The sequence below is a fragment of the Acinetobacter sp. MD2(2019) genome (assembly GCF_035615615.1).
In the GTDB taxonomy this organism is placed as follows: Bacteria; Pseudomonadota; Gammaproteobacteria; order Pseudomonadales; family Moraxellaceae; genus Acinetobacter.
In genome coordinates this window covers 38,037-52,734 of the sequence record NZ_VTDU01000009.1, presented here as the reverse complement: position 1 = coordinate 52,734, position 14,698 = coordinate 38,037, and the positions used below count along the sequence as shown (strand labels likewise).

The window sequence follows — 14,698 nt, the reverse complement described above, 5'->3', positions numbered from 1 at the left end:
AGTGATGATTGTCATTTATGGAGCTTCCGGCACGACTAAATAAAGATACACTCTGTGATGATTTGCTACATTTTCTCGCAAGAAATACTGGTCGAAAAGTGCCAAATCACGCCATAATTAATATAACTGTCAAATTATTATTTTAAAGGACGACTTGCATGTCAGAAACACGAGAAGGACTCCAATTCCCCTGCGATGAAGATCAACGTATAAGCACATCACGGACGGGACAGCAAATTTTGTCTGAAGCCTTGGCTCTCATTGATAATAAAGCCTCGAAAGAGGTGATCAAAGAAAAAAACTGGCGAAAAAAATATCCTGTTTATTTTAGAAAAATGGTTGAAGATAGTATTCGCCTCAAAGAAAACCCCTTCAAAATTGCAAAACATGGCTTACAAAAAGCCCATCAATTATTTGAGTTTCATCGTCAAGACAGCAAATTATGCCTGCAAAATTTTATGCAAGCGCCACAAATACAACCGTTGCATAGCATTACCATTAAGGGGCAAAGCAGCCAAGCACCCGAATGGTATATTCCTTACGGCGGAAAAAACTTACAAGGACAAGCTTTACTTGCGCAAATTGATGCATGGCAGGAACAAGGCATTATAGAAGCCAGCCATGCCGAAGCACTAAAAGCCGTACAAGCCCACCCTGAATGGTTAGATTTGTCAGACCGAACTATGGTTTTATTTGGTGCAGGTTCTGAAGCGGGTCCATTAACGTGGTTGTCGAAGTGGAAAGCCAATATTGTGGCAATCGATTTGCCCAATGAAAACGTGTGGACGCGTATTTTAAAAACTATTCAAGATGGCAATGCCACCTTAATTGCCCCTGCAAGCACGCGTTTAAACCACAGCGATCAATTTATTTCGTTATTGGGTGCCAACCTTTTAACCCAAACTCCAGAAATTGCAGATTGGCTGGCGAAAATGCCAGAACAGCTTGACCTTGCAGCGATTGCTTATTTAGATGGCGAAAAACATGTCCGTGTCGCCATGGCGATGGATGCCATTATGCAATATGTAAGCAGCAAAAAACCCGACAGCACACTGATGTTTATGTGCACACCCACCGATATTTACGCGGTGCCCACCCAAGTGATGCAACGTGCGCGCCAAAAACTCGGTCAGCGTTCTACCTTAGAAAAAATGCTAGCCAAAGGTGTTTCAGGTTTAAGTATTCGTCATTTTTTAAGACCGCACACGCATCGAGCCATTCGTTCCAATAATGGTAAAAGTTACAGCATTGCCGACTGTTTAGTGCTTGAACAAGGCCCGAATTACGCACTGGCAAAACGCATTCAGCAATGGCGTGCCATTGTGGCAAAAACTCAGGGACAACATGTCTGTATTAACATTGCACCTTCCACCACAACCCAGTCGGTCACCAAAAATCCACTGCTTAAAGCGGCTTTTTCTGGCGCACATTTGTTTGATGTAGAAGCTTTTGAACCAGAAACCACCAATGCCATTATGGCCGCAATGTGGATTCACGATTTACGCAACCCGAGCAGTTTGGCACAAGCCAAGAATACCCCTGAACACCCTTTAGAGTTGCTTATGGAAGGTGCCAATCATGGTGGAATGTGGAATGCTGCTTATTTGGTCAGAAGTGCGCTGCCCTTTTCTGCCGTGTACGGATTAGTGAAAAACAAATTTATGTTTAAAAAATAATCTCAATTACCTTAACCCATAAAAAAAGCTTTGCCGAGGCAAAGCTTTTTTTATTTAATGTAGCCCGACAGCTTTAAATAAATTTCAAGAACAACCAGTACAAACCACCAGACAAACAAATCGTTACTGGTAAAGTCAGAACCCAAGCAGACAAAATACTACGAATGGTTGAAGCTTGTAAGCCAGATTTATTGGCAACCATGGTTCCAGCAACCGCACTATTTAAAACGTGCGTAGTAGAAACTGGCAAACCAAAACCATCTGCTGCTGCAATGGTACTCATTGCAACCAACTCTGCCGACATTCCTTGCGCATAAGTCATATGGTTTTTACCAATACGCTCGCCCACAGTAACCACAATACGCTTCCAGCCCACCATGGTGCCTAAGCCCAATGCCAATGCCACAGCAACTTTTACCCATGTTGGAATATACTGTAAGAAACCATCTAAGCTTTTTTGGTAAGCTTTTACGGTTTTGTCTTGTTCAGCAGTCCAATGTGGTAAAGCGTCTTTTTTAGCTAAGCTTTTTAGCGCACTTGTACTTAAGAACATTTGGTTGCGAATTTCAGTCACTTGATGTTCAGGAATATCTTTAAGTGAAGTATAGCTTTGCATTTCTTCACCCAAATGCTGCGTCATGCTAGCCAGTGCTGGCAAAACTTCTGGGGTGATTTTCTTATCTTGTAAGTACAATGTAAGTACATGTTCAGCGTCTTGATCATCAATTTTTTGATGTTCTGGCGCAATTAATACCGATGTTTGTGACGACAACTGCGCAAAACTTTGTAGCTGTTGGCTATCCATATTTTTATTTAACGAATAGGCAAGCGGGACCAATCCAACCAAAATCAGCATGATTAAGCCCATACCTTTTTGCCCATCGTTAGAACCGTGTGCAAAACTAACCCCTGTACAGGTAAAAATGAGAATCGCACGGATAATCGGTGGTGGTGGTTCAGCACCTTTTGGCGGTTGAAACAATTCAAAATGGCGTTTAAAAAAGAATTTCACCAATAAGAAAATCAGCGCTGCAAACACAAAACCAATTAAAGGCGAAAACAGTAATGCCTTACCGACTTTTAATACCTGATCAAGGTCGATACCACTGCTTGACGCGCCAGTCGATTGCGTAAGCAAATGATTCATAATGCCCACACCTAAAATTGAACCAATTAAGGTGTGCGAACTTGAGGCAGGAATACCAAAGAACCAAGTGCCTAAATTCCACAAAATGGCTGAAATTAACAGTGCAAACACCATTGCAAAGCCTGCGCCACTGCCCACATTCATAATCAGTTCAACAGGCAACAGTGCAATAATGCCGTAAGCAACGGTACCGCTTGCGAGCATGACCCCTAAAAAGTTACAAAAGCCCGCCCACATTACCGCCACAGGTGCAGATAAAGAATTGGTATAAATCACTGTTGCAACGGCATTGGCTGTATCATGAAAACCATTAACAAACTCAAAGCCTAAAGCAATCACTAACGCGGTAGATAAAAGAACAACAGAATACAGATTTAATGGTGGAACATTGGCTAAATCAGCATTCACTTGCAAAGCAATATAAATTAATGTCGCAATAATAACCGTCAGAAACACCGGCATAAAAAATTTAGGCGTCGGTGCATGTACATTTGATGGCTTTACTGGATCAAGTTGTACTGACTCTTGTGCAGGAGGAATATTTGAATTCATGCAGTCATGTAAAGGGGATCAAAAAGTCCCCTTATTCTTCATTTAAATTATGACAATTATATGACATTCTGATTTTCAGAAAAAACTATTTCCGATCTTTTGCTTTATTTTAAATCAGACCGCATAGTTTTGCAGAATTTTTATACAACACTAGGAATTAGTGCGATCATTTCAAATCATTTTTATGGGCTATAAAATCATCACTTCATTGTTATATTTTTCATTTAACGCTTCATTTATTGCATTAAGATGACGGCGCTACCCTTTTTGCAATTGCATATACATCTTTTGAGATCATTCTATTTTTGGATAACAAGAAATTGGGGCTTTAGACATAAGCAAAGATTCGGCAGTAAACATCATTATGGTTATAAAATTTCTGAAATAAACAAAATAGACCAATGAATTGCACTCAGACTAAGACTTTGAACAACCAGACAAACATCTAAATGAAAGCCAAGGCTCTATTTGCTTCACTACAAATACTTTTCCAAATGGCGTGAAAATGCACTTCACGCCATTTGGCTGTACTTTATTTTTTAATGCGTGTATTGGGTAAGAAGATGGTCGCAAAACCCAATAATGGCATAAATGAACATAGTTTAAAGACCCATTCAATGCCATTTAAATCGGCTAAATACCCTAAACCTGCGGCTGCAATACCACTGACGCCAAACATTAAGCCAAACATTAACCCTGAAACCATTCCAATCCGACCCGGAATGGCTTCTTGCGCATAGACCACCATTGCAGAAAATGCAGAAGATAAAATTAAGCCTGCAATAATAGATAACACCGTGGTCCAAAATAAATCGGCATACGGCATAATTAATGCAAATGGCGCCATACCTAAAAAGGACACCCAAATCACGGCTTTACGTCCAATTTTGTCGCCAATCGGCCCACCCACAAAAGTTCCCAGTGCCACAGCCGCTAAAAAGGCAAATAAATGCAATTGCGCTGTTTGCAAACCTACATGAAATTTATGAATTAAGTAAAACGTGAAGTAATTTGCAATACTTGCAATATAGGTAAATTTAGCAAACATCAATACACAGATGGTACTTAACGCAATCACCAATTTTTGGCCATGTAATTTGGTCTGCTCGGCTTTGGCCTTAAATATACTTAGATTTTGAGCATTTTTAACCGACCAATGACTCACCTGCGTTAAAATCCAAATTGCCAATGACGCAAAAAGGATTAACCCTGCCACCGCATATTGCCCAAAAGGCACAATACATATCGCCGCCAATAATGGCCCAATGGCAGTACCGGTATTGCCGCCGACTTGAAAGGTCGATTGTGCTGTACCGAAACGCCCACCCGATGCCATACGCGCGACACGTGATGCTTCAGGATGAAATGTTGCCGAACCCACACCAATCATTGCCGATGCAAGCAACAATAAGCCAAAGCTCGGTGCAAATGCCAAAACCAGAATACCCACAAAAGTGACACACATACCAATTGGTAATAAATACGGCTTAGGATATTTATCGGTATATAGGCCAACCCACGGTTGTAATAATGAGCCTGTTATTTGGTACACCATGGAAATTAGCCCAACTTGCACAAAGCTTAAAGAGAAATTGGCTTTTAACATGGGATAAATTGCAGGTAACACCGCCTGAATTAAATCATTCAGTAAATGTGCGACCGCAACAGCACCGACGATTTTAATAATCATTTTGTGTGATTGCTGGTTGTCTATTTCATCCAAACCGTCTTTAATTTGTGCCAAATCTGTCATCTCTAAAGCTCCATTTTTTCAAGAGAAAACAATTGTAAAGCGACCGAAACAGCATTATCTTCCAATTAATATTGTATAAGTGACAACTTTAAGTGAATATCGATCATTCTGAATTGATTATTGGTCAATCATCCGAACATATTTATAAGGACATTACCTATCCACATGCTCATTTAAGAGCACAATTACTGTACGCGTCAATAGGCACCATTCAAGTTTATACACCGCAGCAAATGTGGATTGTGCCGCCCAAATGTGCCTTATGGATTCCGGCACGGATTGAACATAGCGTGATTGCACTCAGCTATGTAAAAATGAATACGGCGTTAATTGAAGAAAAAGCAGCACGGGTAATGAGCCAACATTGTTTTATTATTCGTGTAGGCAACTTATTACATGAATTACTGATTCGTTTAAACGAAACGCATCACCTACCCATCAGCAGTGGCATCAATTCAGATGAATTATTCAGAGCGTTACAAGTGCTTATTTTTGAGGAAATTCATAAAGCCAATTTACTGCCCATTCAAATTCCATGGCCTAAAGATGCGCGACTATTAAAAATTTGTCAGGCTTTATTTGATACGCCAAATGATCTAAAAGATTTAAATGCATGGGCCGATGAAATTAGTACGAGCCCACGTACCTTAATGCGAATGTTTCAAAAAGACACTGGGCTGTCGTATCGAAGTTGGATTCAGCAGCTTCACATTGCCTTGGCATTAAGTAAAATTGGTCATGGCGAAGCGATTTCAAGTATTGCAACATCGCTTGGTTATACCAATGCCAGCGCCTTTAGTGCCATGTTTAAACGTCATTTAGGTAAAACGCCACAACAGTTTAAGGGCTAAATTTTTTGTTTTAAACAAGGCTTAGGAAATCAGCGTCGATCCACAAACAAGACACCATCTAAATGGTCTATTTCATGTTGTACAATTCGGGCTGGAAACCCGCGATAAGCGCTTTCAACTTCATCGCCTTGTAAAGTGAAATAACGTACACGCACCATTTCAGCACGTTCCACCATCGCACGTTCATTCGGTACACTTAAGCAACCTTCTTCGCCTAAACAGGTCGATACAGAAAATTCTAAAATTTCAGGATTCACCATCACAATCGGGTCCATCTCTGGCGCATCGGGATAACGTGGATTAGAGCGCGAGGCGACAATAATCACCCGTTTTGAAATATACACTTGCGGCGCAGCAATACCAACGCCATTGCGTTCGGACATGGTGTCAAACATGGCAGCAGACAATTGTGTTAGCCACTCACTGTTAAATTCATTGGCAGCTACAGGTACCGCTTTAAGCGTTAAAATGTTTTCGCCACGCTGAGCCACAGGTAAAATGGTCATTTCGCTCTTTTTCTCTATCATGTTTTGCTCTTAATGAGTCTATCACAAACTCACTTTCGCTAAATTCGTGACTTATTAAACTAAACACAAAAACAATTAATCTGGTTTTCAGCTTTTCGTACTAATCTGATGGCAAAAATGGCCTGATTTTTTTATGAATACAACCTCTTTACTGCTTGGATTAGTTTTTAGCTCGATTGGCTTCGGTTATTTTCTGTATGGCAAAAAACAGAAAGTGGTTGTGCCTTTGATCTGTGGGTTTGGTTTAATGATTTTCCCTTATTTTATTGAAAATATTACACTTATGAGCATTATTGGTTTGCTGCTCTGTATTTCCCCAATGTTATTCCGCCAATAAGTTTAACCAATGGTGCAAGTTTATCGCGTTGAATCAGTTACTTTTTAAGCATTTTTACAGTAACATCAAGCCAATTTTATTGTTACATATTATAAAGCATGGATGCCACAACCCAACTCTCATCTCAAGATAAACGCACCTTCGTCCTTTCCTCGCTAGGAGGCGCATTAGAGTTTTACGATTTTGTGATTTATGTGTTTTACGCAAAAATCATTTCCGATTTATTCTTTCCAAGCACGCTCAGTCCATTTTGGGCAATGCTGAATACCTACGGCATTTTTGCTGCCGGCTATTTTTTCAGGCCACTAGGTGGCGTCGTCATGGCGCATTTTGGCGACTTGGTTGGACGAAAACGCTTGTTTTCTTTGTCTATTTTACTCATGTCGCTGCCCACGCTCATCATTGGACTTTTGCCAACCTTTGCAAGCATTGGTTATGCTGCACCGCTGCTTTTATTATTGATGCGAATTATTCAAGGTATTGCCATTGGCGGTGAAATTCCTGCTGCTTGGACCTTTGTTTCAGAACATGCACCAGAAAAACGCGTCGGTTTTGCCAACGGATTACTCACCGCAGGCTTATCTTTAGGGATTTTACTCGGTGCAGTCATGTCTTTGTGTATTTCCATTCAATTTAATGAGCAGCAAATTCATTCTTGGGCATGGCGAATTGCATTTATTGCAGGCGGAATTTTTGGTTTATTTGCCTTATATCTACGTAGTTATTTACACGAAACACCTGTATTTAAAGCCATGCAGCAACGTAAAGAATTAGCCAAAGCACTTCCAATTCAACAAGTTTTGCAAAAACACAAACCTGCAGTTGCAATTGGCATGTTATTTACATGGTTTTTAACGGGATGCGTGGTGGTCATTATTTTGGCCATGCCGAATTTATTAATGAACGGTTTTGGCTATGAACGTGCACTCACCTTTAAAATGCAAAGTGCGGCTATTTTAATGCAAATGCTGGGCTGTATTTTAACGGGAATGTTGGCTGACCGCTTGGGCTGTGCAAAAGTCATGCTGTGGGGTTCGGCAACGTTAGCCATTGTGGCCGCAGTATTTTATAACAGTTTAAATAGTGCCAGTCACAGCAGCATTTTTATGCTGTATATGCTGCTTGGCTTATGTTCAGGTTGTGTTGGCATTGTACCTAGCGCGTTGGTAAAAATGTTCCCTGCCGTTATTCGCTTTTCGGGAATTTCTTTTTCTTATAACGTTGCCTATGCGATCATTGGTGGATTGACGCTGCCGCTGCTACAAGTTTTAGGCCAATACAGTAAAATTGGTGCCATGTATTACATTTTTTTATTGGCAATCATTGCCTGCATCACTGCTGTGGTCTTTAAGCTAAAATTTGAACCTGCCCCGCAAAAATAAAAATGGGCGATTTTTATCGCCCATTGCTGTTTTATGGTTTGGCTGGCTTGGAAAGCTGTGCTTCTTGATCTTTTTGCAATTGTTGGTATTGCTGTTCACTATTGAGGTGTTGCTGGTTTTCTCGCGCTTGACGCTCATTGGCATATTCTGTACTGAGCTGATCGTATTCTTTTTTGGTTTGAGCATCTTGTTTTGCTGCAAAAAATAGCCCCAATACCAATAACATGGGAATACACAAAGCAATAGCAAAAATTGTCCAACGTTTACGATCGCGCTGTTTTAAATCTTGCGACATAAAAATATTCCTATCCAGATAAACTACATTATTAAAGTAAAGCCGCAAAAATGCCAGCAAAAATCATCATCCCAATCCAGCGATTATGTAAAAACATTTTAAAACAACGCTGTGGGTCGCGGTCTTTGGTTTGCGACCATTGATAGATAAAATCACAGGCCACCAACGCCAAGGCAATCGTTCCGTAAGGATGCAACAACTCTTCATTGACCAATGCCGCGCCAATCAAAACGATGCTGATCAGTTGTAATACGCTAATGATGGCAATATCGTATCGACCAAATAAAATAGCTGTCGATTTCACGCCAATTTTTAAATCATAGGCGCGATCGGTAATCGCATATTGGGTATCGTAGGCAACCGTCCAAGCTAAATTACCAAAATAAAGTAACCAACAGGTTAAATCTAAGGGATGCCCAACCGCAGTAAATGCCATGGGAATCGACCAAGAAAATGCCGCACCTAAAAAAACTTGCGGCAAGTGCGTATAACGCTTCATAAATGGATAGATAAACGCCAAAAATAATGCGCCAAATGCACAATAGAAGGTTTCAATCGGCAAAAAGAATAATAGACCCGCACTGAGCACCACCAAAACCGCAAATACAATAATGGCTTCAATGGGGCGAATAATGCCCGCAGCTAATGGACGATGTTTGGTACGCGCCACGTGTCCATCGACTTTACGGTCGGCGAAGTCATTAATTGCACAGCCTGCTGCGCGCATAAACACAGCACCCAACACCATAACAATAATGAGATACTTTGCAGGAATACCACCTGCTGCAATCCATAATGCCCATAGCGTTGGCCATAAAACCAATTCTGTTCCAATCGGCTTGTCAAAACGACACAGATAGTAATACGCCTGCAAGCGTTGCTGCCATGTCGTGTGCGGTATTTCTGCCATAATGTTCCTTAGTTAAACCGAAGATAATCTTCAAATGCAGGAAGAAAAGTTTCTTGCACAATAAACTGACAACCGTGCCATGTATAGCAACTTTGTCGCGTCCAGCCCTCTGCCAGACGAATAATTCGCCGTTGGCATTGCGGCGTTGTGCGTTGAAAAAGAAAGCGCCCAATCGGTTGTTTTTGTATATGTGGAAAAATTCGTGCTTTTTTACGTAAGCTTAAAATCGGAAAAATACTTTTGGCGCGCACCCACGCTTGGGACTCACAGCCAAATAAATAACTTTCGCGCACCCATGCAATATGATGATTTGGCATATTCATCCAACGGGCATCTATTTGCTCTAAACGCCGATAAGCTTCGACAATAGGCTCGACCCTGAATTGCCCTTGCGCAAGCTGCGTTAACTGACGCGTTAAAGAACCTTCTGCACATAACCAAGGTTTCAAATCTTTGGGTAATTTATTATGCTGGATGGGAGAGCGCTTCAAACGTGACATGCCTAGTCTTTGCAAACATGCACTAGTTTAACCGAAATTGAAACCATCTGCCGAATCAAATATGCAGGCACGCTATTCAAGCTGTACTTGGTTTTGACCATTCTTTCAATATTTTACAATGAAGCCAGCTCATCAAAATCTATCCGCTAGATTTTTCATAAAAAAAAACCGACTGTGCTGACAGTCGGTTTTTTAACAACAGATGTGTTTTAAACAATTACATTTAAAGTCACATCAATGTTGCCACGGGTTGCATTTGAATATGGACACACGATATGGGCTGCCTCAACCAATGCCTCAGCGGCTTCGCGCTCCATGCCTTCTAAATGAATATTTAAAGTCACTTCAATGCTAAAACCCGTTGGAATTGGTCCAATACCCACTTCACCTTCAATAAATAAATCTTTTGGCAAAGTGACTTTATCGCGTGATGCAACAAATTTCATTGCACCCAAGAAACATGCTGAATAACCCGCAGCAAATAATTGCTCTGGATTAGTCGCCGCGCCGCCTGCTCCACCCATTTCTTTAGGAACACCCAATTGAACATCTAACACACCATCGTTAGAGGTCGCGCGGCCATCTCGACCGCCTGTGGCTTTTGCTTTTGCAACATAGACAACTTTTTCAAGTGACATTTTTAAATCTCCATTATTATCGCTTACAACTATATCGTACACGATATAATTTTCAAAACAAGTATTTTTTTATCCATTTGCAATCGGTAACAGTGTTACGGTTAAATCATCCAATAAAAATTGGAGCTGCTGAAAACCTTTGACTGATTTACTTGATTAATTTAGCACGCAGCGCGTCGAGTTGATGTTTCAATTCACTTAAACTTTGTAAATCACACTGCGAATGATCTCGAATCAATTCAGGGATTTTTTCTGCCTGTTGTTTTAATTGTTGCCCTTTGTCTGTTAAAGCAATCAACACTTGCCGTTCGTCTTGCTCAGAACGTTGTCTAGACAAAAGTTCCATTTTTTCCAGTCGTTTTAACATTGGCGTTAACGTTGAAGATTCTAAGAATAAACGCCGCCCAATGGTGGAAACGGTTTGTGGATTGGTTTCCCATAATATCAGCATGACTAAATATTGAGGATAGGTCAGCCCAAGCGGTGTCAATAATTTTCGATAGACCTGATTCAGTGCCAAATGCGTAGAATACAAGGCAAAACACAGTTGATGATCTAATTTTAATAAGTCATTTTGCTCAGTCATGTACTTTGGCACTTTATCCAATATTGGGTTGCCTAATTATGGCATTTATTTTCATTGGTTCCTATCTTGCAGGAATGTTTGTATTTCACAACAGTGCCTAAAATAAAAAATGAGTGCATTTGCATACACTCATTTTAATCACTTCATACTAAAAACTAAATGCAGCACAAAGCTCGTACAAGCAAGGCTGCATCAAATTTTTTATATTAAAGTTTAGCCACCAACTCAGGCACAACGTCGTTCAAATCACCAACCAACCAGTAATCTGCAACGCTGTTAATTGGCGCTTCTTCATCTTTGTTGATTGCAACAATGACTTTAGAATCTTTCATACCCGCCAAATGCTGAATTGCACCAGAAATACCAATCGCCATGTACAAATCAGGCGCAACAATTTTACCTGTTTGACCAACTTGGAAATCGTTCGGTACAAAGCCTGCATCGACAGCGGCACGAGATGCACCTTGAGCTGCACCCAATTTATCTGCCAATGGATCGAGCACTTTGTGATAATTTTCACCAGAACCCACACCACGACCACCCGACACAACAATGCGCGCAGCGGTTAATTCAGGACGGTCGAGTTTCACAATTTCTTCACTTACAAATGAAGATACGCCGGCATCGGCCGCTTCGCCCACTGTTTCAACTGTAGCGGAGCCACCTTCGCTAGCAACAGCATCAAATGCTGTACCACGAACTGTACCCACAACTATGCTTTCATCCGATTGTACAGTTGCAATGGCATTGCCTGCATAAATTGGACGCTTGAATGTATTAGCCGATTCAACCGCAATAATATCGGTAATCATACTGACATCAAGCAATGCCGCAGCGCGAGGCAAAATATTTTTACCCGTTGTTGTCGATGCAGCTAATACGTGACTATACGTACCTTTTGCAAGGTCAGCCACCAGTTTTGCCACATTTTCTGCCAATTGGTTTGCATAAACTGCGTTGTCAGCAAGTAATACTTTGCTTACGCCTGCAACTTTTGCCGCAGCATCGGCCGCAGCTTGAGCGCCAGAACCTGCAACCAAAACAGTAATATCACCACCGATTTTTTGAGCTGCCGCAACAACGTTTAAAGTCGCACCATTTAAGGCTTGGTTGTTGTGATCAGCGATAACTAAAATACTCATGATTTTATCCCTGCCCTTAGATTACTTTTGCTTCGTTTTTTAATTTTTCTACAAGTTCATCTACCGATTTCACTTGTACGCCCGCTTTACGTTCAGCAGGTGTCTCAACTTTTACAGTTTTAAGCTTCGTGCCCGTTGCCAAGCCATAATCTGCAGGAGATTTGGTTTCAAGCGGTTTTTTACGTGCTTTCATAATGTTTGGTAGTGCCGCATAACGTGGCTCATTCAAACGTAAGTCGGTGGTAATAATTGCAGGCAATTTTAATTCTACAGTTTGTAAACCACCATCAATTTCACGTGTAACCTGAACTTTACCAGCATCGACTTTCACTTCAGAAGCAAATGTGCCCTGACCTGCGTCAAGCAATGCAGCAAGCATTTGACCCACTTGGTTAGAGTCGTCATCAATGGCTTGTTTGCCAAGTAATACAAGTTCTGGTTGTTCTTGTTCAACAACAGCTTTTAAAATTTTCGCAACTTCGAGTGCACCAATTTCATCTGTTGTTTCAACTAAAATCCCGCGGTCTGCACCTAAAGCCATTGAAGAACGGATTTGTTCTTGTGCTTCTTTTGGCCCAATCGAAACCACAACGATTTCAGATACTGTTCCTTTTTCTTTTAAACGAACCGCTTCTTCCACTGCGATTTCACAAAATGGGTTAATTGACATTTTAACGTTCGTTAAGTCGACACCACTATTATCTGGCTTCACGCGAACCTTTACGTTTGCATCCACCACACGTTTGACAGCAACAAGAGCCTTCATGTAATCCTCGGCTGTATTATCCAATGATAAAAAAAGGGGGAAAAGTGCGATACTCTTCAAATTTGTTTTTCAACATCTATCTTGCAATGCGTTTGGCATTTCGGTCAAGTCACATTTTTTGACCCAACCGTTTTTTTAGGCAAAAATGATGACTTGGTCAGTTCAAAAATATTTTTTGATTCAGCAGCATTATACGGGATTACATTTTTTATTAATATAAAACAGTCGTTTAAAAAATACTCATTTCTCATTTTTTAGAAAACATCATCAGTTTTCTTCATGTAGGACATCAAATATTTTTAGGGCAAATCTGTAGTTATAAAGCGTGTTTAATGTAAGAAATGCAACATTCTGTTATTTTTAGCACTTCCTTAGATAAAAAAACACCAGCTTGCGCTGGCGTTGGAAAACCTAGAACTCGTTAATGTGCGATCAACCATGTTGCAGCAAGCATAATCATGGTGCCAGAAGTTGCATCTAACCAACGTTGTTTACTTTGATCAAAGCCTGCTTTTTGGGTCATTTTTACAAATGCATAAGCAACGCTTAAATACACAATAATACATAATCCAATAAAAATAAATGACAATTCTAAACCTTGTATCACTGTATTGCCTTTTGCTGTCATAAATTGCGGTAAAATTGCAAAATAAATCAACATAACTTTCGGGTTTAATAACGAAGTGATAAAGCCTTTGCGAATCGGGTTTGGCGTATTGGTTTTTTGAATATGTATGCCGTTAGATTGAATCACCGAGCGAAATAGACAAACCGATAAATACATTAAATAGGCAATGCCTAAAAAACGGATGGCATTAAAAAGCATTGGATAAGACACAATAATGGCAGAAATACCCAAAGCCACCAAAACAGAATGCACCAAGTAACCTGAACACACGCCAAAAGTTGCCATCATACCTGACTTAAAATTCTTACCAATTGCTTGAGAAATAACAAAAAGCATGTCGGGTCCTGGGGTAAGCACCAGCGGAATAATGGTCAGCGTAAATAAGGTAAAATTGGACATTTCAAATCACTTCAAAATACAAATAAAGTGGCGCTAGTATCCATTTTTTTATATCAAATAGGCTTGCAATTATTCTATAATTTATCTTTATTTTAGAATTAAATTCTATTTTATGAAATTATCATCTAATACTATTTCAATGAAGATAGATCGAATAGATAAAAGTATTATTCGTCACTTACAAGAGAATGGTCGTATCCAAAATAATGATTTGGCTAAACATATTGGGCTATCGCCTTCATCTTGCTTAAGACGTGTCAAATTGCTTGAAGAAGCAGGAATTATTCAAAGTTACACCACCTTGGTCGATCCACAAAAAGTAGGCTTACAACTGATTCTATTTTCACGTATTTGGCTAATTGGGCAAGATGCAGAAACCATTGATATCTTTATTGAAGCCATGAAAGAGCTCCCGCAAGTTATGGAATGCTATATTATTTTGGGTGAATGCGATGCAATGCTAAAAGTGATTGTGCCCGATTTAGAAAGTTATCGTAAATTTCAGTCGAGCCACTTAACCAAAAAAAATGGCATCACCAGTGTAAAAACTGATTTGCCAAGCCAAATTATTAAACAAAGTTACCAACTTCCGTTATAAGATCAGTTTTC

The 14,698-nt window shown here is 40.2% G+C and carries 16 protein-coding genes; 5 read left to right on the top strand and 11 right to left on the bottom strand.

What is annotated here, in order from left to right:
• The first annotated feature begins 158 nt into the window (after positions 1–158).
• On the top strand, positions 159–1,676 hold the full coding sequence (locus I2F62_RS06730) for a hypothetical protein (RefSeq protein WP_324626249.1): 1,518 nt from the start codon (positions 159–161) through the stop codon (positions 1,674–1,676).
• Positions 1,677–1,749: 73 nt separating this feature from the next.
• Here I2F62_RS06730 and I2F62_RS06725 read toward each other — a convergent pair whose 3' ends face one another.
• Both I2F62_RS06725 and I2F62_RS06720 read right to left on the bottom strand, forming a co-directional pair.
• Entirely contained in the window at positions 1,750–3,375 is a 1,626-nt protein-coding gene (locus I2F62_RS06725; protein WP_324626248.1) for an inorganic phosphate transporter, read from the bottom strand.
• A 532-nt stretch (positions 3,376–3,907) separates the two neighbouring features.
• Positions 3,908–5,128 carry an MFS transporter gene (locus tag I2F62_RS06720; RefSeq protein ID WP_324626247.1) on the bottom strand — a complete coding sequence of 407 codons (1,221 nt, stop codon included), beginning with the start codon at positions 5,126–5,128 and terminating at the stop codon, positions 3,908–3,910.
• A 92-nt stretch (positions 5,129–5,220) separates the two neighbouring features.
• On the opposite strand from I2F62_RS06720, the gene I2F62_RS06715 reads away from it, so the two are divergent.
• Positions 5,221–5,979, top strand: coding sequence for an AraC family transcriptional regulator (locus I2F62_RS06715; protein WP_420713735.1), 759 nt, complete (start codon positions 5,221–5,223; stop codon positions 5,977–5,979).
• A 29-nt stretch (positions 5,980–6,008) separates the two neighbouring features.
• Here the strand turns inward: I2F62_RS06715 and def are convergent, their stop codons facing one another.
• Entirely contained in the window at positions 6,009–6,506 is a 498-nt protein-coding gene (def, locus tag I2F62_RS06710) for a peptide deformylase (protein WP_324626246.1), read from the bottom strand.
• 133 nt (positions 6,507–6,639) lie between these two features.
• Here def and I2F62_RS06705 point away from each other — a divergent pair, with 133 nt between their 5' ends.
• Positions 6,640–6,843, top strand: a complete 204-nt coding sequence (locus tag I2F62_RS06705) for an amino acid transport protein (RefSeq protein ID WP_324626245.1) — start codon at positions 6,640–6,642, stop codon at positions 6,841–6,843.
• Between the two features lie 98 nt (positions 6,844–6,941).
• Positions 6,942–8,225, top strand: a complete 1,284-nt coding sequence (locus I2F62_RS06700) for an MFS transporter (RefSeq protein WP_324626244.1) — start codon at positions 6,942–6,944, stop codon at positions 8,223–8,225.
• 31 nt (positions 8,226–8,256) lie between these two features.
• Here I2F62_RS06700 and I2F62_RS06695 read toward each other — a convergent pair whose 3' ends face one another.
• From I2F62_RS06695 to I2F62_RS06660, 8 genes are all read right to left on the bottom strand, one after another.
• Positions 8,257–8,520, bottom strand: a complete 264-nt coding sequence (locus tag I2F62_RS06695; RefSeq protein WP_324626243.1) for a hypothetical protein — start codon at positions 8,518–8,520, stop codon at positions 8,257–8,259.
• A 31-nt stretch (positions 8,521–8,551) separates the two neighbouring features.
• Complete coding sequence (ubiA, locus tag I2F62_RS06690) at positions 8,552–9,430, bottom strand: 4-hydroxybenzoate octaprenyltransferase (RefSeq protein WP_324626242.1); 879 nt, start codon at positions 9,428–9,430, stop codon at positions 8,552–8,554.
• A gap of 8 nt (positions 9,431–9,438) precedes the next feature.
• Positions 9,439–9,930, bottom strand: coding sequence for a chorismate--pyruvate lyase family protein (locus tag I2F62_RS06685; protein ID WP_324626241.1), 492 nt, complete (start codon positions 9,928–9,930; stop codon positions 9,439–9,441).
• 209 nt (positions 9,931–10,139) lie between these two features.
• Positions 10,140–10,568: an organic hydroperoxide resistance protein gene (locus I2F62_RS06680; protein WP_324626240.1), complete on the bottom strand. Its 429-nt coding sequence runs from the start codon at positions 10,566–10,568 to the stop codon at positions 10,140–10,142.
• A 148-nt stretch (positions 10,569–10,716) separates the two neighbouring features.
• Positions 10,717–11,154 (bottom strand): MarR family transcriptional regulator, encoded by a 438-nt coding sequence (locus tag I2F62_RS06675; RefSeq protein WP_324626239.1) that lies wholly within the window; start codon positions 11,152–11,154, stop codon positions 10,717–10,719.
• Between the two features lie 206 nt (positions 11,155–11,360).
• Positions 11,361–12,296: an FAD-binding protein gene (locus I2F62_RS06670; RefSeq protein ID WP_324626238.1), complete on the bottom strand. Its 936-nt coding sequence runs from the start codon at positions 12,294–12,296 to the stop codon at positions 11,361–11,363.
• 16 nt (positions 12,297–12,312) lie between these two features.
• A complete protein-coding gene (locus I2F62_RS06665) occupies positions 12,313–13,062 on the bottom strand; it encodes an electron transfer flavoprotein subunit beta/FixA family protein (RefSeq protein WP_324626237.1) in 750 nt (249 codons plus the stop codon).
• Positions 13,063–13,483: 421 nt separating this feature from the next.
• Entirely contained in the window at positions 13,484–14,089 is a 606-nt protein-coding gene (locus I2F62_RS06660) for a LysE family translocator (RefSeq protein ID WP_324626236.1), read from the bottom strand.
• Between the two features lie 112 nt (positions 14,090–14,201).
• Between I2F62_RS06660 and I2F62_RS06655 the strand changes: the two genes are divergently transcribed.
• Positions 14,202–14,687, top strand: a complete 486-nt coding sequence (locus tag I2F62_RS06655) for an Lrp/AsnC family transcriptional regulator (protein WP_324626235.1) — start codon at positions 14,202–14,204, stop codon at positions 14,685–14,687.
• Positions 14,688–14,698 lie beyond the last annotated feature (11 nt).